The organism is Curtobacterium sp. MCPF17_046, from assembly GCF_003224295.1.
In the GTDB taxonomy this organism is placed as follows: Bacteria; Actinomycetota; Actinomycetes; order Actinomycetales; family Microbacteriaceae; genus Curtobacterium.
On sequence record NZ_QKLB01000003.1, the window covers coordinates 206,629 to 223,327 of the forward strand.

Here is a 16,699-nt window from a genome sequence, read left to right on the forward strand (position 1 = left end):
GCATCTCCCACCCGCCGCCGTCAGGCGACGGGCTCCGTCGGCGTGGGGAACGGCCCTGCCGACGGCGCCGACGGGCCGAGGTCGGACGGCAGGCCCGGCGTCCCCGACCCCGGACCGTCCGTGGCGCGGTCCCTCAGTTCCCGACGGAGCAGGTCTCCTCGGCAGCGCTCTGTCCACTGATCGAGGAGGGCAGCGGCGTCGAGGAGGGGCTGCTCGTCGTGGTCGTCTGCCCGTCCGGCGTGGCCGACGCGCTCGGAGCAGCGGTCGCGGTGTCCGACGGCGCGGCATCGGACGGGCTCGCGGACGGAGCCGCGGTCGCTGCGTCGGACGACTCTTGCGACGCGCGACCGGTCGACGAGTCGCTGAGCGAGGTCCGCTCGTCCGTCTGCAGGGCGACGTTGAGCGTGTGGGCGGCGGCCTCGTCGACGACGACGCGCGCCGCGTCGGCGGGGTCGTCGACGACCGGGTACTGCACGAAGAGCATGCTCGAGGTGCTCATGCCGCGCAGGGTCGATGCGAGGCCGACGAGGGTCCGGGTCTGCGCGAGGCCGTCGGACAGCGTCATGTTGGACAGCGCTGCGCCGGCGAGCTTGTAGAGGGTGATGGGGTTCGACAGGGTGCCGTCCGCCGTCACCTGGCGGAGCAGTGCGGACAGGAAGACCTGCTGGGAGCTGATGCGGGCCAGGTCGCTGCCGTCGCCGACGCCGTGGCGCGAGCGGAGGAAGGCGAGCGCGTCCGAACCCTGCAGGGAGTGCGCGCCGGCGGTCAGGTGCAGCCCGGTGAAGGTGTCGTCGATGGGGGTCGCGACGCAGACGTCGACCCCGCCGAGGGCGTTCGACATCTCGATCACGCCGTCGAAGGTGATGAGCCCGGCGTAGGGCACGGTGAGGCCGGTGAGGTTCTCCACCGTGTCGACGACACAGGAGACACCGCCGTTGCCGAGCGCGGTGTTGAACTGCGCGGACTCCGCTGCGGGGTAGGTCGTCCCGGTCTCGGGGTTGGTGCAGGCCGGGATCGGCACCATCAGGTCCCGGGGGAAGCTGACCGCGGTGAGCTGCTGGTGGTCCTCGGACACGTGCACGAGCATCGTGACGTCGTTGCGGGCGCCCTCGACGTCCTCATCGGAGTCGAACTGCCCGACGCGGGTGTCGCTCCCGATGAGCAGGATGTTCGCGCCGCCCTCGATGGCGGTGACGTCGGCGGTCTCCGCGGTGCTCTGGTCGTCGGTGCTGAGTTGCACCGTCTGCGGCGCCGCGGCGAGCTGGGCGCCGGCGATCGCGGCGACGCTGGTGCCGCTGACGAGCAGGACCGCGGCCGCGGATGCGACGACGGACAGGAGGGTCGTCCAGGCGCGGCGGCGGGGGAGTCGGCCGTGGCGGGCGACGGGGCGCGCGCGGCCGGGGGCGTCGGGCACGGGGGTCCTCCTTCGGTGACTGCTCTCGTCACCGTACGGGGCCGGGCCCTGTTCCGGCATCGCTCCGGCTGTGGAGAACCTGTCGAACAGCGGATCTACGGGCCGATCCGGGCGGCCCGTCCCCTGCACTGGGGTGCCCGCGCCGCTCCGACATGCAGGCGCACTTGGCAATCGGCGGACTACCACATAAGATCGATCTTTGGTGTGCCATGCCCTCTGGCGTGGCGCCCGACCCGCAGACCGGCTCGGGGATCACACCGCTAATCCAACCAAGCGACAGTGAGGCTATGGCCAAGAAAGACGGCGTCATCGAGATCGAGGGCTCGGTGCTCGAAGCTCTGCCCAACGCGATGTTCCGCGTTGAGCTGACCAACGGACACAAGGTCCTCGCGCACATCTCCGGGAAGATGCGCCAGCACTACATCCGCATCCTCCCCGAGGACCGCGTGATCGTGGAGCTGAGCCCGTACGACCTGACCCGCGGCCGGATCGTCTACCGCTACAAGTGATCCGCGAGCTGGAAAGGAACGGCCCGGCGAACCCGCCGAGCACGAAGCCAGCGAGCACGAGGAACGAACAATGAAGGTCAACCCCAGCGTCAAGCCCATCTGCGAGCACTGCCGAGTGATCCGCCGGAAGGGCCGCGTCATGGTGATCTGCAAGAGCAACCCGCGTCACAAGCAGCGCCAGGGCTAGTCCCTGTGGGGCTCCTCCGGGAGCCTGCTGCGTGAGCGGGGTCGCCGGTCGTCAGACCGCCTGCGGCTCGAGCACGAACCACAACTGAAGATCGACAACGCAGTACCAGAACCCATCCGCCTCGGCGGGTGGGGGACACCTCGGGACGGAGGCCCGGGCACCGGTACTGCGCCACACCTCCATCGACAACAGGAGCAGCCAGCACAATGGCACGTCTAGCAGGCGTCGACATCCCGCGCGAGAAGCGCGTGGAGATCGCACTCACCTACATCTACGGGGTCGGCCGTACCCGCGCCGTCCAGACGCTCGCGGAGACCGGCATCTCCGGCGACATCCGCGTCAAGGACCTCACCGACGACCAGCTCGTCGCCCTCCGCGACTACATCGAGGGCACGTTCAAGGTGGAGGGTGACCTCCGCCGTGAGGTCGCCGCCGACATCCGCCGCAAGGTCGAGATCGGTAGCTACGAGGGTCTCCGCCACCGTCGTGGTCTCCCGGTGCGCGGTCAGCGCACCAAGACCAACGCTCGTACCCGCAAGGGCCCGAAGCGCACCGTGGCAGGCAAGAAGAAGGCTCGATAGGAGATCACGATGGCTACCCCCAAGACCGCCGCGCGCAAGCCGCGCCGCAAGGAGAAGAAGAACGTCGCCGTGGGCCAGGCCCACATCAAGAGCACGTTCAACAACACCATCGTCAGCATCACCGACCCGTCGGGTGCCGTCCTGAGCTGGGCGTCCTCGGGCGCCGTCGGCTTCAAGGGCTCGCGCAAGTCGACGCCGTTCGCGGCGCAGCTCGCCGCCGAGTCGGCCGCCCGTCAGGCCGCCGAGCACGGCGTCAAGAAGGTCGACGTCTTCGTCAAGGGCCCGGGCTCGGGTCGTGAGACGGCGATCCGTTCCCTCCAGGCCGCTGGCCTCGAGGTCGGCTCGATCAACGACGTCACGCCGCAGGCGCACAACGGGTGCCGCCCGCCGAAGCGCCGCCGCGTCTGACGCGAGGAGCAACCGGCCGTTCCCCGCTCGTTCCCTGACCGGGACGAGCGGGGTCGGCCATTCCTGGTCGTTCGATCGCGCACTCCAGTGCGCGTGATCACAACTGAAACAGACCCGTCGGGGCCCGGCCGGCCCCGTCGTACCGCCAAGTGTCATATAGCGGACACTTCGCCGAAAGGAATTCCACAGTGCTCATTGCACAGCGCCCCACCCTGAACGAGGAGTCGATCTCCGAGTTCCGCTCGCGCTTCGTCATCGAACCGCTCGAGCCGGGCTTCGGCTACACCCTCGGCAACTCGCTGCGCCGCACGCTCCTCTCGTCCATCCCCGGTGCTGCCGTCACGAGCATCCGTATCGACGGTGTCCTCCACGAGTTCAGCACCGTTCCCGGTGTCAAGGAGGACGTCACCGAGATCATCCTGAACATCAAGAGCCTGGTCGTCTCCAGCGAGCACGACGAGCCGATCACCGCGTACCTGCGCAAGCAGGGTGCGGGCCAGGTCACCGCGGCGGACATCTCCGCCCCGGCCGGTGTCGAGATCCACAACCCGGACCTCGTCATCGCGACCCTGAACGACTCCGCGCGCTTCGAGCTGGAGCTGACGATCGAGCGTGGCCGCGGCTACGTCTCGGCGACCCAGAACCGCTCGGAGTTCAGCGAGGCCGGTCAGATCCCGATCGACTCGATCTACTCGCCCGTGCTCAAGGTCACCTACCGCGTCGAGGCGACGCGTGCCGGTGAGCGCACGGACTTCGACCGCCTGGTCGTCGACGTCGAGTCGAAGCCCGCGATCACGCCGCGCGACGCCATCGCGTCGGCCGGTCGCACGCTGGTCGAGCTGTTCGGGCTCGCCCGCGAGCTGAACACGGCGGCCGAGGGCATCGAGATCGGCCCCGCGCCGGTCGACGCCGTGCTCTCGAACGAGCTGCAGACCCCGATCGAGGACCTCGACCTGTCGGTGCGCAGCTACAACTGCCTCAAGCGGGAGGGCATCAACACGGTGTCCGAGCTCGTCGCCCTGTCGGAGACGCAGCTCATGAACATCCGCAACTTCGGTCAGAAGTCGGTGGACGAGGTCAAGGACAAGCTCACCGAGCTCGGCCTGTCCCTCAAGGACACCGTCCCCGGATTCGACGGTGCCCACTTCTACAGCGGGTACGACGAGGACGAGTCCAGCAACTGACCTCGCGCTGACGCGCACGCGCTCCTGACACGGGGCGCACCACCATCACCACTGGAGAACTGACATGCCGAAGCCCACCAAGGGCCCCCGCCTCGGTGGCGGTCCCGCCCACGAGCGCCTGCTCCTGAGCAACCTCGCCAACGCCCTCTTCACGCACGGTCGCATCACGACGACCGAGACGAAGGCCAAGCGCCTCCGTCCGGTCGCCGAGCGGCTCATCACGTTCGCGAAGCGCGGCGACCTGCACGCGCGTCGTCGCGTGATCGCGGCCCTGCGCGACAAGACCGTCGTGCACACGCTGTTCACGGAGATCGCGCCGCAGGTGGCCGACCGCCAGGGCGGCTACACCCGCATCACGAAGCTCGGCTTCCGCAAGGGCGACAACGCGCCGCTCGCCTCGATCGAGCTCGTCCTCGAGCCCGTCTCGAGCTCGCCGGCTCCCGTCACGCGCAACGCTGCCCCGGCCGCCGCTGCGCCGGTCGCCGAGGACACCACGTCCGAGGAGACCACGGCGGCCCCGGTCGAGGAGACCGAGACCACCGAGGAGTCGACCCCGGTCGCCGACGAGACCGCGACCGACGCTGCTGCCGAGGTCGAGGCCGACGCCGCTGCGAAGTCGGACGACGCCGCGGACGCGTCCAAGTAGTCGCACCGCACCACAGGAAGGCCCCTGCAGCGTCTGCTGCAGGGGCCTTCCTGTTCCACCGCGCAGGCTCCTGACCACGCGGTTCGGACCACCCGGCGGGCCCGGCAGACCCGGGAGGCCCGGCAGACCCGGGAGGCCCGACCAGCGTCCGCCCCACATCGTGCCGACCGAGAGACGAGGTACCCGATGCAGTTCCAGCACGTCGCCGGCGTCGGCACCCGACTGTGGCGGTGGAGCCGGGACTCCGGCACGCAGCCCCGGCTGCTGCACGCCGCGAAGGCGGCTGCGGCGGCCACCATCGCCTGGCTGGTCGCGCAGAACGTGCCCGGTGTGGCAGCGGAGTACCCCTACTACGCCCCGCTCGGCGCGGTCGTGGCGATGCAGACGACGGTGTTCGCCGGACTCCGGAGCGGGCTGCAGACCCTGGTCGGGATCGCGCTCGGCATCGCGGTCGCCGCCTTCACGATGTGGGTCGGCGACCCCGGGGTCCTGGCCGTGGCGATCACGGTCGGCGTCGGCGTCCTCGTCGGCGGGTTCCGGGTCCTCGGCGAGGGGAGCTCCTGGGTGTCGACGGCGGCGCTCTTCGTCCTGCTCGTCGGCGGTGCACACGCCGAGGGGTACTCGCTCGGGTACCTGGTGCAGATGGCCGTCGGCGTGGTGGTCGGGCTCCTCGTGAACTTCCTGGTGTTCCCGCCCCTGCACTTCTGGGACGCCGAGCGCCGCATCGACCAGGTGAACACCGTCCTCGCCACGCACCTGGACGGCCTGGCGGACGTGCTCGAACAGGGCGAGCGTGACGAGCGCGCGTGGGACCAGGCGCAGGACCGCCTCGACCGTGCCATCGCCGACGTCCGGGCTCGGGTGTCGATCGCCCAGGAGAGCCGCCGCATCAACCCCCGCGGTGCGCTCCGCGGCTCACGTGCGCGCCTGCAGCGCGACGGCTCCCGCTTCCGCGCGCTCGAGCGGGTCGCCTGGTACACGACCGACCTCACGGAGCTGGTGGCCCGTTCCGGTCCGGTGTCGGCGAACCTCGGACGTCCGGACGAGGCGTTCACGACGCCGCTCGTGCACGCCATCCGGCAGGTCGCGTCGATGGTCCGTGGCGACCACCCGCCGGACGAGGGCGACCGGGCGATCGCGGAGCTCGAGCAGGCGCTCGACGCCTCGCACGAGTTCCCGTCGGAGGTCGCCGTGACCGCCACGGCGCTGGTGGCGCTCCGCGGCGTCGTCGAGTCGGAGCGCCGGGCGACCCGGGACGCCGACACCGAGACCGGCCCTGCCGAGCCGACGAGCATCCGCGACCGGCTCGTGCGCCGACGCGGGCACGGCGGTCAGCGGGGCTGACGCCGACGCGTCACGAGCCGAACGACGACGCCGCCCACCGCTCGACCGCGGCGGCGGTGTCCGATGCCGCCTCGGTCGTCAGGAGGTACTGCGTCCAGGTGCGGTCGTGCACCACGTCGACCGTGCAGGCGAGCTCGTCACACGTGCGCCATGCGGCGTCGCGTGCGCCGAGCCCCGGGAGGTCGATCCGTCCGTCGCGGTCGACGGTGCCCGCCGCGAGCCGCTGCTCGACGACCCACCCGCTGTCCGGGACCGAGGCGTACACCGCGCCCGTGGTGTACTCCGGGCCGACGAAGCGGCACGTGCTGCCGCCGACCCGGCTCTGGGCGAACTCGTCCATGGTCGGCGGGGTGTCGGTCAGCGTCACCGAGTCGCGGAGGGTGGTGTCGGCGACGGCCGCGACCCCGTCCGTCGTGCAGTCGGTGAACGACCAGTCGTCCGAGTCGTCGCCGTCCACCGATGCAGCCGGGGACGCGGCGACGGTCTCCCGTGCGTGCTCGAGCAGCGCTTCGTACTCGGGCTGCATCGCCTCGGGGGTGGCGTCCGACGCGGTCTGCAGACGCACGACCGCGACGTCGACCCAGGCCGTCCCGGCGAGCACACCACCGTTGCAGTACACCCGTGCAGCATCGCTCGCGGCGCAGCGCACCGTGGTCGCGCTCTCCGCGGGAGTGGTCGCGTCCGTGCCGGCGGTCCGGAACGCGGCAGCGGCGTCCGGGAGCACGGCGACCCGGACGCCCTCGTAGGCGGGCTCGTCGGCCGTGCGCGCGGCGCGGTCGTCCAGTGGGGAGCTGCCGTTGGACGCCCAGCATCCCGTCCCGCCGGCGAGCCTGGTGGCGTTCCACGTGGCGGCCGGGTGGGCCAGTTCGGTGATGGCGTCGACGGGCTCGGCATCGGGGACGAGCGCGCGGACGAGGTCGTCCGGCAGGAGGGCGTCGCACGCGGGCGCGTCGCCGGCGGAGGGCTCGGTGCCGAAGTCGGTCGTGGCGGGCGTGTGCTCCGGGGTCGCCTCGGTGGAAGGGCTCGCGGCGGTCGGGGCGGCTGTCGGGTCGGTGCTCGGCGTGGGAGCGCAGGCGGTCATGCCGGTGCTCACCGCGGCCAGGAGCGCGATGGCCACGACCCCCCTCGTGACTGTCTTCATGTGCATGTCTTCAGTATGGAGACGTGGAACCGCCCCGGACGCGAGCGCGCATCACGTTCCGGTACCGACGCGAGTAGGCGGGGCGGGCACCCCACGCGGCACTGACGTCGCGCTGACGTCGGTACCGTGGAGGTGTGAGCGAGACCGGCCGGACCGAGGGCGAGGCCGGCGTGCGGCTTCGGCTCGACATCGCCTACGACGGAGCTGCGTTCTCCGGATGGGCCCGACAGCCCGGACTCAGGACCGTGCAGGGCGCGCTCGAGTCCGCCCTCGCCACCGTCTTCACCCGCTGGGGCACATCACCGCAGCTCACGGTCGCCGGCCGCACCGACGCCGGCGTGCACGCCATCGGGCAGGTCGCGCACCTCGACCTCAGCGACGAGCAGTGGACCGCGCTCACCCGTCCCCGCCGTCCCGCCGCCGACGGCACCACGCGGGACCCCCTCGCCGGGCTGGTCCGCCGTCTGAACGGGCTCGCCGGGCCGGACGGGGACGTCGTCGTCACCCGGGCGTCGGTCGCCCCGCCGGGGTTCGACGCGCGGTTCTCACCGGTCTGGCGGCGGTACCGGTACCGGGTCGCCGACCTCGATGCCGCCCGTGACCCGCTCCGTCGCGGACACACGACCTGGTACCCGGGGCGCCTCGATCGGGCGGCGATGGAGCGCGGTGCGCTCCGCCTGCTCGGGCTGCACGACTTCGCGGCGTTCTGCAAGCCGCGTGAGGGCGCGACCACCATCCGGACCCTGCAGGAGTTCCGCTGGGACCGCGAGTCGGACGGCGTGCTGGTGGCGAGCCTCCAGGCCGACGCCTTCTGCCACTCCATGGTGCGCGCCATGGTGGGCGGCTGCCTCGCCGTCGGCGAGGGCCGCCTGACGCCGGACCGGCTCGACGAGCTGCGGGTCGCCGCCGAGCGCACGAGCGCCTTCACGGTCGCCCCGGCCCGTGGGCTCACCTTGACGGAGGTCGGGTACCCCGACGACGACGCCCTGGAGGCCCGTGCCGTGCAGACACGCGCCCGTCGCGACGCGGAGGGACACCGGCCCGGCGACTGAGCGGCAGGCACCCGCGTCGCGTCCCGGCGCAGGGCGCTACCGTCGGGGCATGGCTCCTCGTGCTCCGCGCTCCGTCGTCTCCGTCGCACCCGGCGTGGTGTTCGTCGAGGGGCCGGTGTCCAACTGGGTCGTCCTCGCCGAGGAGGACGGCGTCGCCCTCATCGACGCGGGGTACCCGGCCGACACCGACCTCGTCCTGGACAGCGTGCTGCTCGCCGGCCACGACCTCGACGAGCTCCGCCGCGTGTACGTCACCCACGGCCACGTCGACCACGTCGGCGGCCTGCCCGGGATCCTCGAGCGTCACCCGCACGTCGAGGTCCTCGCGCACGCCGACGAACTCGCCAACGTCCGTGGACCGGGGCGCCAGCAGGTCACCCCGGCCGAGATCGGCGGACGGCTCGCCGCTCCCCGGGTGCTGCGGTGGCTCGGGCGTGCGATCGCCTCGGACGCGCTCCGGCCGACCACCGTCCCGTCCGCGCGGGCGTTCACCGCGCGGGACTTCGACGGTCGCGCGATGACCCCGCTGCCCGCGCCCGGCCACACCGCCGGGTCCACCGCGTACCTGCTGCCGGCCGCCGATGCGATCGTCACGGGCGACGCCGTCGTCACCCACCACGACACCCAGCCGGCCTCGTGGGCGCCGCGGCCGCGCATGATCACGCCGTTCTTCACCGCCGACCAGGCGCTCGCCGTGGAGTCCGCGGGCGTGCTGCCGTACCCGGCGATCGTGTTGCCCGGACACGGTCCGGCGGTGCACCGGGTCGGGTCGGAGTGGGTGCCGATCGAGGCGTGACGACCGAGCGCACCGTCGCAGAACGGACGGTCGACCCTCGTCCGGGGGGAAGGTTCACCTGCTCGTAACCTGTGCGCCCGCGCAGGACCGTACCGTCGTCGGGATCCCTCTCGACCACGAACCGAAAGTCCTCATGCCCCGAACCGTCGGACGCACCCTGCTGTGCGCCACGGCTGCCGCGACCCTGCTCGCCGCACCGCTCGTCACCGTCACCGCCGCGACCGCGAACCCCGCGGGTACCGGACTCGTCATCGCCGAGGCGTACCTCAAGGGCGGCAGCGCGAACGCGTTCTTCAACCAGAAGTTCGTCGAGATCGCGAACCCGACGGCCAGCCCCGTCACCCTCGACGGGTGGTCGCTCCAGTACCGGGCGGCGGCCAGCACCGGCGCGTTCAGCACGAGCGCCCTCGAGGGCACCGTCCCCGCGAACGGCACCTTCCTCGTGTCGATGGCAGGCAACGGGGACACGCCCGCCGGGGCCGACCTGCCTTCCGCCGACGACACGGCATCGCTCAACCCGTCCGGGACGACCGGCACGCTCGTCCTCGCCGACCGCACGGCAGCACTGACGCTGCCGGCGGGCCCGGTCACGACGGGCACCGCGGGCGTGGTCGACCTGCTCGGCTACGGGACGTCGAACACGTTCGAGGGCTCGGTCCGCACCGTGACGGGGACGAACGCGGTGCCGAACGGCCTCGTCCGGGCGGGCACGGCCGACACCGACGTCAACGGCACGGACTTCACCGTCACGACGACGCTGACGCCGCGCAACGCGGCCGGACAGACCGCCGGCGGCGGGGCGACCCCCGCCCCGGGTGACGGCGGCACCACACCACCGGCCACCCCTGCGGTTGCCGCGACCATCCCCGAGATCCAGGGCACGACCGACACCTCGCCGTTCGTCGGCAGGACCGTCGTCACGAGCGGCGTGGTCACGGCCGTGTACGCGACCGGCGGGCTCAACGGCTACACGATCCAGACGCCCGGGACGGGAGGCCCGACCGACCCTGCCACGCGGACCGCGTCCGACGGGCTCTTCGTCTACTCCGCGGCCGCCGTCGGTCAGGTCGCGATCGGGGACCACGTCGAGCTCACCGGCACGGTGTCCGAGTTCTCCGGGCTGACCGAGCTCACCGTCGCGAGCGCCGCCGGACTCCGGATGCTCAGCACGCCCGCCGTCGCGCCGCAGCCGGCCGCCGTGGTCTTCCCCCGCACGGACGCCGCGCGGGAGTCCCTCGAGAGCATGCTCGTCGCCCCGCAGGGCTCCTACACGGTCGCCGACAACTACACGACGAACCAGTACGGCGAGATCGCGCTCGCCACGGGGACGGGGCGACTCCTGCAGCCGACCGAGGTCGCCCGTCCGGGCAGCGTCGAGGCCGCCGCGGTCGCCGCCGACAACGCGGCGCGCAAGGTGACGCTCGACGACGGCGCGAGCACGAACTTCCTGCCGCGGGACGGCCAGGACCAGGCCGCCCGCGAGGTCCCGGTGCCGTGGTTGACGAACGCGGGACCGGTCACGGTCGGTGCGACCACGACGTTCACCGCCCCCGTGGTCCTCGACTACCGGAACAACGCCTGGAAGTTCCAGCCGACCACGCCGATCACGGGTGCGACCCCCGCGGCTGACCTGCCCGCCACGTTTTCGGACGTCCGGACCGCGACGCCCGAGGGCGTCGGCGGCGACCTGACGCTCGCTGGGTTCAACGTCCTGAACTACTTCCCGACGACCGGCGACGAGGTGGCCGGCTGCACGTACTACCGGGACCGCGCGGGTGACCCGATCACGGTGGACTCGGGCTGCGACGCCCGTGGTGCCGCCGAGCAGGAGGACCTCGACCGCCAGCAGGTGAAGATCGTGAAGGCGATCAACGCCCTCGACGCGGACGTGGTCTCGCTCGAGGAGATCGAGAACTCGGCCCGCTTCGGCCTGGACCGCGACGCGGCCGTGGCGACCCTCGTCGCCGCCCTCAACGCGGCGACCGGCACCGACACGTGGGCCTACGCGGAGTCGCCCTCCGTCGTGCCGGCCAGCGAGGACGTGATCCGCCTGGCGCTCATCTACAAGAAGGACCGCGTCGCCCCCACCGGCGAGTCGACGATCCTGCTCGACCCCGCCTTCTCGAACGCCCGCCAGCCGGTCGCCGACGCCTTCCGACCGGTCGGCGGCACAGCGGAGGACGACTTCCTCGTGATCGCGAACCACTTCAAGTCGAAGGGCTCCGGAACCGGCGAGAACGCCGACCAGGGCGACGGGCAGGGGGCGTCCAACGCCGACCGCGTGCGACAAGCGCGGGCCTTGGCGACCTTCTCGACCGCCATGCAGGAGCAGTACGGCACCGACAAGACGTTCCTGATCGGTGACTTCAACGCCTACAGCGAGGAGGACCCGATGGTGGTGCTCCGCGACGCCGGGTACACCGACCTCGCCCCGGCGCAGGACGAGTCCGAGTACTCCTACGTGTTCAGCGGCCTGAGCGGGTCCCTCGACCACGTGCTGGCCTCGCGCGCGGCGCTCGCGAGCGTGACCGGCGTGGACATCTGGAACATCAACTCGACCGAGTCGGTGGCCCTGGAGTACAGCCGGTACAACGTGAACGTGTCGGACCTGTACCGCGACGACGTGTACCGCGCCAGCGACCACGACCCGATCCTGGTCGGCTTCGACGTGACCGAGGCCGAGGTGCCGGGTGACCCGACGCCGGAGCCCACCCCGACGCCGGACCCGGGCACGGACCCGACGCCGACGCCGACCCCGACGCCGTCGCCGGTCCCGGGCGCGGACGACCCGACCCCGACCCCGGGTGCTGGTGACCCGACCGCGGGCCCCGTCGCCGGTGACGCGGGGACGACCCCGGGCGGGGGCGGGCTGACCGGGACGCCGAGCGCGGGTGGCGGCCTGGCCTTCACCGGCGCGGAGATCGGGGGCGGCCTCGCGGCTGCGCTCGCCCTCCTGGCCGCCGGTGGCGGGCTCCTCGCCCTCCGTCGCCGCCGGACGACGGGTGGCGGCGCCGAGTGACGCCGCGCTGACCGCGACCACCGACGGGAGGCGCGATCCGGGTCCGACCCGGATCGCGCCTCCCGTCCGTCGTGTGCGGCGAGGCGGGCGCGGTTGACCGAGCGCTCCGGCGTCCGCTAGGCTCTCACCTTGGTCTGCGCGCTCTGTTGCGCCAGACAGTCAGATGGGCCCTCCACCGGGTCGTTCACCGGGCATCTGCCCGCGAGAACGCCCACCGGAGTGGGATTCACGGACTCCTCACCTCGACACGAAAGCAGCACTCCTGTGACTCGTACGTTCTCCCCGAAGCCGGCAGACGTCCAGCACGACTGGATCGTCATCGACGCGACCGACGTCGTGCTCGGCCGCCTCGCTTCGCACGTCGCCGCCCTCCTCCGCGGCAAGCACAAGGCCACCTTCGCCCAGCACATGGACATGGGTGACTACGTCATCATCGTGAACGCCGACAAGGTCGCCCTGACCGGGTCGAAGCTCGCCAAGAAGGTCTACTACCGCCACTCCGGTTACCCGGGCGGCCTCACGGCCACCACCTACCCGGAGATGCTCGAGAAGCACCCGACGCGCGCCGTCGAGAAGGCGATCCGCGGCATGCTGCCGAAGAACACCCTCGGTCGCGAGCAGCTCAAGAAGCTCAAGGTCTACGCAGGCGCTGAGCACCCCCACGCGGCGCAGCAGCCCAAGCCGTACACCTTCGACCAGGTCTCGCAGTAACAGCGGCCACGACGACTTCCAGGAACGAGAAAACACTCATGGCTCAGATCGCTGACTCCATCGACCAGACCCCGGAGACCTTCACCACCGAGAGCGCGCCCGTCGCGTCGGAGGCGGCTCCCCGTCAGATCCTCAACGTCTCGGGCGGTGCCGTCGGGCGCCGCAAGGAGGCCATCGCGCGCGTCCGCCTGGTCCCCGGCTCCGGCACCTTCTCGGTGAACGGCCGCACGCTCGAGGACTACTTCCCGAACAAGCTGCACCAGCAGCTCATCAACGACCCGTTCAAGGTGCTCGAGCTCCTCGGCGCCTACGACGTCACCGCCCGCATCACGGGTGGCGGCCCCTCGGGTCAGGCCGGCGCGCTCCGTCTCGCCATCGCCCGCACCCTGAACGAGATCGACCGCGAGAACAACCGCGCGACCCTCAAGAAGGCCGGCTTCCTCACCCGTGACGCCCGCGTCATCGAGCGCAAGAAGGCCGGTCTCAAGAAGGCCCGCAAGGCGTCGCAGTTCTCGAAGCGCTGATCGCCTGACGGCGGGAGATCGCATGCCGCGTCTGTTCGGTACCGACGGCGTTCGTGGCCTCGCCAACGGCGAGTTGACGGCCGCGCTCGCACTGGGTCTTGCCCAGGCGAGCGCGGCCGTGCTCACGCACGGACACCACGCGGACGCTCGTCGAGCGTCCGGTCGCACGCGCCCCCGGGCCGTGCTCGCGCGTGACCCGCGCGTCTCCGGCGAGTTCCTGGGTGCCGCCGTGGCAGCCGGGCTCGCCTCCGCCGGCGTCGACGTCCTCGACGCCGGGGTCATCCCCACCCCCGCAGCGGCGTACCTGGTCGCGGACGTCGACGCCGACTTCGGCGTGATGATCTCCGCCTCGCACAACCCCGCCCCGGACAACGGGATCAAGTTCTTCGCCGCTGGTGGTCGCAAGCTGCCGGACGAGGTCGAGGACCGCATCGAAGCGGCCATGCACGACCAGTCCGCGCCGACCCCCACCGGTGCCGAGGTCGGGCGCATCACGCGCTTCGCCGACGCCGAGGACCGCTACGTGGTCCACCTGCTCGGCACGCTGCCGCACCGACTCGACGGGATCCACGTCGTGCTCGACTGCGCCAACGGTGCCGCCTCCGGGGTCTCGCCCGAGGTGTTCGTCAACGCGGGCGCGAAGGTCACGCTCATCGGTGCCGACCCGAACGGCATCAACATCAACGACGGCGTCGGCTCGACCCACATCGACAACCTCGCGCGCGCGGTCCTCGAGGCCGGCGCCGACGTGGGCATCGCGCACGACGGTGACGCCGACCGCTGCCTCGCCGTGGACGCCGACGGCAACGCGGTGGACGGCGACCAGATCATGGCGATCCTCGCGCTGTCCCTCAAGGAGCGCGGAGGCCTGGTCGACGACACGCTCGTCGCCACGGTGATGTCGAACCTCGGGCTCAAGCGGGCCATGGCGGACGCGGGCATCACGGTCCTCGAGACCGGTGTCGGGGACCGGTACGTCCTCGAGAAGATGACCGAGGGCGGGTTCTCGCTCGGTGGCGAGCAGTCCGGCCACATCATCTTCAGCGACTATGCGACGACCGGTGACGGGGTCCTGACGGGCCTCCACCTCGTGGCGGAGATGGCGCGCACCGGCAAGACGCTGGGCGAGCTCGCCGCGTGCATGACGGTGTTCCCGCAGGTGCTCCTCAACGTGAAGGGCGTCGACCGCCACGGGCTCGACGACCAGGGCGTCCAGGAGGCGATCAGCGCCGCCACCGACGCACTCGGTGACTCCGGTCGGGTGCTGCTGCGTCCCTCGGGCACGGAGCCGGTCGTCCGCGTGATGGTCGAGGCGGCCTCGCAGGAGGACGCCCAGCGCGTCGCCGAGGAGCTCGCCGACGTCGTGCGTGCGCGCCTGACGCTCGACGCCGCGTAGCCGCGCGGGCTCGCGCCTGCGTCGGCCGCGCCGGCCGCGCCGGTCGCGCTCGCCGCGCTCGCGCCCCGCTGGCGTGGATCGCATCCGCACAACAGAAACCCGTCCGAACTGCGCACTCGCGTGGTTCGGACGGGCTTCGGTTGTGCGGGGACGGCAGGCACCGCGGGAGGGCAGGCACCGCGGGACGGCAGGCGCCGCGGGACGCGGTCAGATCTTGCGGAGCAGGACGCTCGTCACCTTGTGGTCGGCGGCCTTCTTGAGCACGAGGGTCGCCCGGGAGCGCGTCGGCAGGACGTTCTCGAGCAGGTTCGGCTCGTTGATCGCCCGCCACACCTCGGTCGCGGTGCGGACGGCGTCCTCGCGGGACAGCTCGGCGAAGCGGTGGAAGAACGAGTCCGGGCTCGAGAACGCCTGCTCCTGCAACGCCAGGAACCGGTCGACGTACCAGGACTCGATGTCCTTCGTCTTCGCGTCGACGTAGATCGTGAAGTCGAACAGGTCGGACAGGGCCAGGCGTCCGTGCACCGGTGGCGCGAGCACGTTCAGCCCCTCGACGATGAGGATGTCCGGCTGCCGCACGACGATCTCCGCGTCGGGCACGATGTCGTAGACCAGGTGCGAGTAGTACGGCGCCCGGACCTCGGCGGCACCGCTCTTCACGTTGCTGACGAACCGGAGGAGCGAACGACGGTCGTACGACTCCGGGAAGCCCTTGCGGTCCATGATCCCGCGGCGCTCGAGTTCCGCGTTCGGGTACAGGAAGCCGTCGGTCGTCACGAGCTCGACGCGGGGGGTGTCCGGCCACCGCTTCGTCAGCTCGCGGAGGAGGCGCGCGACGGTGCTCTTGCCGACCGCGACCGACCCGGCGACGCCGATCACGAACGGGGTCCGGCTCGCACGCTCGCCGAGGAACCGGCTCGTCTCGGCGTGCAGGTCGCGTGCGCCGGCGGCGTACAGCGTCAGGAGCCGGGAGAGCGGCAGGTAGACGTCCTGCACCTCGGTGATGTCGAGGCGATCGCCCAGGCCGCGCAGCTGCACGATCTCGGTCTCGGTGAGGGAGAGGTGCTCCTTCGGCGCGAGCTGCGACCACTCGTCCCGGGGGATCTCCACGAAGGGAGTGGGGTGCGCGACGGTCGTCTCCGGGATCGGCATGGGGTCGAGCGTACCCAGCCGGGAGGCCCGACAACCGCCCGCGACGACGGTCCGGTGGAGCGCGCCTCCCGTCCGGCACCCGCCCGTCAGGCGGGGAGTGCCGCTTCGATGGCGGCGACGACCTCGGGAGCGTCCGGCTTGGTCGTCGGCCGGAAGCGCGTGACCGTGCCGTCCGGCGCCACGAGGAACTTCTCGAAGTTCCAGGCGACGCGACCGGCCTTGCCCGCAGCGTCCGGCGTCTGCTTCAGCTCCTTGTAGAGCGGGTGCGCGCCGCCGCCGTTCACCTTGACCTTCTCGGACATCGGGAAGGTCACGCCCCAGGTGGCGGAGCAGTACTCCTCGATGGCTTCCGACGAACCGAGTTCCTGGAGGAACTGGTTGCTCGGGAAGCCGAGGACGGTGAAGCCCCGCGGCCCGTAGGTCCGCTGGAGTTCCTCGAGCTGTTCGTACTGCGGGGCGAGGCCGCAGCGTGACGCGACGTTCACCACGAGCACGGCTTTGTCGGCGTACGAGCCGAAGGTGGTCTGCTCGCCCTGCAGGGTGGTGATGGCGATGTCGTCGAAGCGTCCCATGGTCGGAAGCTACCCCCGCCTCCGGGGCGGCTCGCAGGGTGCTCCCGGCACTGCCCGTAGGAT

General features: G+C 71.7%; 17 protein-coding genes. 13 read left to right on the forward strand and 4 right to left on the reverse strand.

What is annotated here, in order from left to right; genetic code table 11:
- Positions 1–133: 133 nt before the first annotated feature.
- Positions 134–1,414 (reverse strand): LCP family protein, encoded by a 1,281-nt coding sequence (locus tag DEJ32_RS04270; protein WP_258368897.1) that lies wholly within the window; start codon positions 1,412–1,414, stop codon positions 134–136.
- 287 nt (positions 1,415–1,701) lie between these two features.
- Here DEJ32_RS04270 and infA point away from each other — a divergent pair, with 287 nt between their 5' ends.
- From infA to DEJ32_RS04305, 7 genes are all read left to right on the forward strand, one after another.
- Positions 1,702–1,923, forward strand: a complete 222-nt coding sequence (gene infA, locus DEJ32_RS04275) for a translation initiation factor IF-1 (protein ID WP_017885509.1) — start codon at positions 1,702–1,704, stop codon at positions 1,921–1,923.
- A gap of 70 nt (positions 1,924–1,993) precedes the next feature.
- The gene (rpmJ, locus tag DEJ32_RS04280) at positions 1,994–2,110 is read left to right on the forward strand and encodes a 50S ribosomal protein L36 (protein WP_022903266.1); all 117 of its coding nucleotides are present in this window, start codon (positions 1,994–1,996) and stop codon (positions 2,108–2,110) included.
- A gap of 206 nt (positions 2,111–2,316) precedes the next feature.
- Positions 2,317–2,691, forward strand: coding sequence for a 30S ribosomal protein S13 (gene rpsM, locus DEJ32_RS04285; protein WP_110824228.1), 375 nt, complete (start codon positions 2,317–2,319; stop codon positions 2,689–2,691).
- 9 nt (positions 2,692–2,700) lie between these two features.
- Complete coding sequence (rpsK, locus tag DEJ32_RS04290; protein ID WP_110824227.1) at positions 2,701–3,099, forward strand: 30S ribosomal protein S11; 399 nt, start codon at positions 2,701–2,703, stop codon at positions 3,097–3,099.
- A 188-nt stretch (positions 3,100–3,287) separates the two neighbouring features.
- Positions 3,288–4,283: a DNA-directed RNA polymerase subunit alpha gene (locus DEJ32_RS04295; protein ID WP_110824226.1), complete on the forward strand. Its 996-nt coding sequence runs from the start codon at positions 3,288–3,290 to the stop codon at positions 4,281–4,283.
- Between the two features lie 64 nt (positions 4,284–4,347).
- Positions 4,348–4,929 carry a 50S ribosomal protein L17 gene (gene rplQ, locus DEJ32_RS04300; RefSeq protein ID WP_110900414.1) on the forward strand — a complete coding sequence of 194 codons (582 nt, stop codon included), beginning with the start codon at positions 4,348–4,350 and terminating at the stop codon, positions 4,927–4,929.
- Positions 4,930–5,115: 186 nt separating this feature from the next.
- Positions 5,116–6,273, forward strand: coding sequence for an aromatic acid exporter family protein (locus DEJ32_RS04305; RefSeq protein WP_110900415.1), 1,158 nt, complete (start codon positions 5,116–5,118; stop codon positions 6,271–6,273).
- A gap of 10 nt (positions 6,274–6,283) precedes the next feature.
- Here DEJ32_RS04305 and DEJ32_RS04310 read toward each other — a convergent pair whose 3' ends face one another.
- The gene (locus DEJ32_RS04310) at positions 6,284–7,420 is read right to left on the reverse strand and encodes a hypothetical protein (RefSeq protein ID WP_146234072.1); all 1,137 of its coding nucleotides are present in this window, start codon (positions 7,418–7,420) and stop codon (positions 6,284–6,286) included.
- Positions 7,421–7,548: 128 nt separating this feature from the next.
- On the opposite strand from DEJ32_RS04310, the gene truA reads away from it, so the two are divergent.
- From truA to glmM, 6 genes are all read left to right on the forward strand, one after another.
- Entirely contained in the window at positions 7,549–8,466 is a 918-nt protein-coding gene (gene truA, locus DEJ32_RS04315) for a tRNA pseudouridine(38-40) synthase TruA (RefSeq protein WP_258368898.1), read from the forward strand.
- Positions 8,467–8,515: 49 nt separating this feature from the next.
- Entirely contained in the window at positions 8,516–9,262 is a 747-nt protein-coding gene (locus DEJ32_RS04320) for an MBL fold metallo-hydrolase (protein ID WP_110900417.1), read from the forward strand.
- A 133-nt stretch (positions 9,263–9,395) separates the two neighbouring features.
- The gene (locus DEJ32_RS04325; protein ID WP_110900418.1) at positions 9,396–12,281 is read left to right on the forward strand and encodes an ExeM/NucH family extracellular endonuclease; all 2,886 of its coding nucleotides are present in this window, start codon (positions 9,396–9,398) and stop codon (positions 12,279–12,281) included.
- Positions 12,282–12,545: 264 nt separating this feature from the next.
- Positions 12,546–12,992: a 50S ribosomal protein L13 gene (gene rplM, locus DEJ32_RS04330; RefSeq protein ID WP_110824221.1), complete on the forward strand. Its 447-nt coding sequence runs from the start codon at positions 12,546–12,548 to the stop codon at positions 12,990–12,992.
- Positions 12,993–13,030: 38 nt separating this feature from the next.
- Positions 13,031–13,516 carry a 30S ribosomal protein S9 gene (rpsI, locus tag DEJ32_RS04335; RefSeq protein ID WP_110824220.1) on the forward strand — a complete coding sequence of 162 codons (486 nt, stop codon included), beginning with the start codon at positions 13,031–13,033 and terminating at the stop codon, positions 13,514–13,516.
- 22 nt (positions 13,517–13,538) lie between these two features.
- Complete coding sequence (glmM, locus tag DEJ32_RS04340; protein ID WP_110900419.1) at positions 13,539–14,912, forward strand: phosphoglucosamine mutase; 1,374 nt, start codon at positions 13,539–13,541, stop codon at positions 14,910–14,912.
- Between the two features lie 207 nt (positions 14,913–15,119).
- Here the strand turns inward: glmM and coaA are convergent, their stop codons facing one another.
- Both coaA and DEJ32_RS04350 read right to left on the reverse strand, forming a co-directional pair.
- Positions 15,120–16,064 carry a type I pantothenate kinase gene (gene coaA / locus DEJ32_RS04345; protein WP_110824218.1) on the reverse strand — a complete coding sequence of 315 codons (945 nt, stop codon included), beginning with the start codon at positions 16,062–16,064 and terminating at the stop codon, positions 15,120–15,122.
- 86 nt (positions 16,065–16,150) lie between these two features.
- Positions 16,151–16,636, reverse strand: a complete 486-nt coding sequence (locus DEJ32_RS04350) for a glutathione peroxidase (RefSeq protein WP_110889266.1) — start codon at positions 16,634–16,636, stop codon at positions 16,151–16,153.
- Positions 16,637–16,699 lie beyond the last annotated feature (63 nt).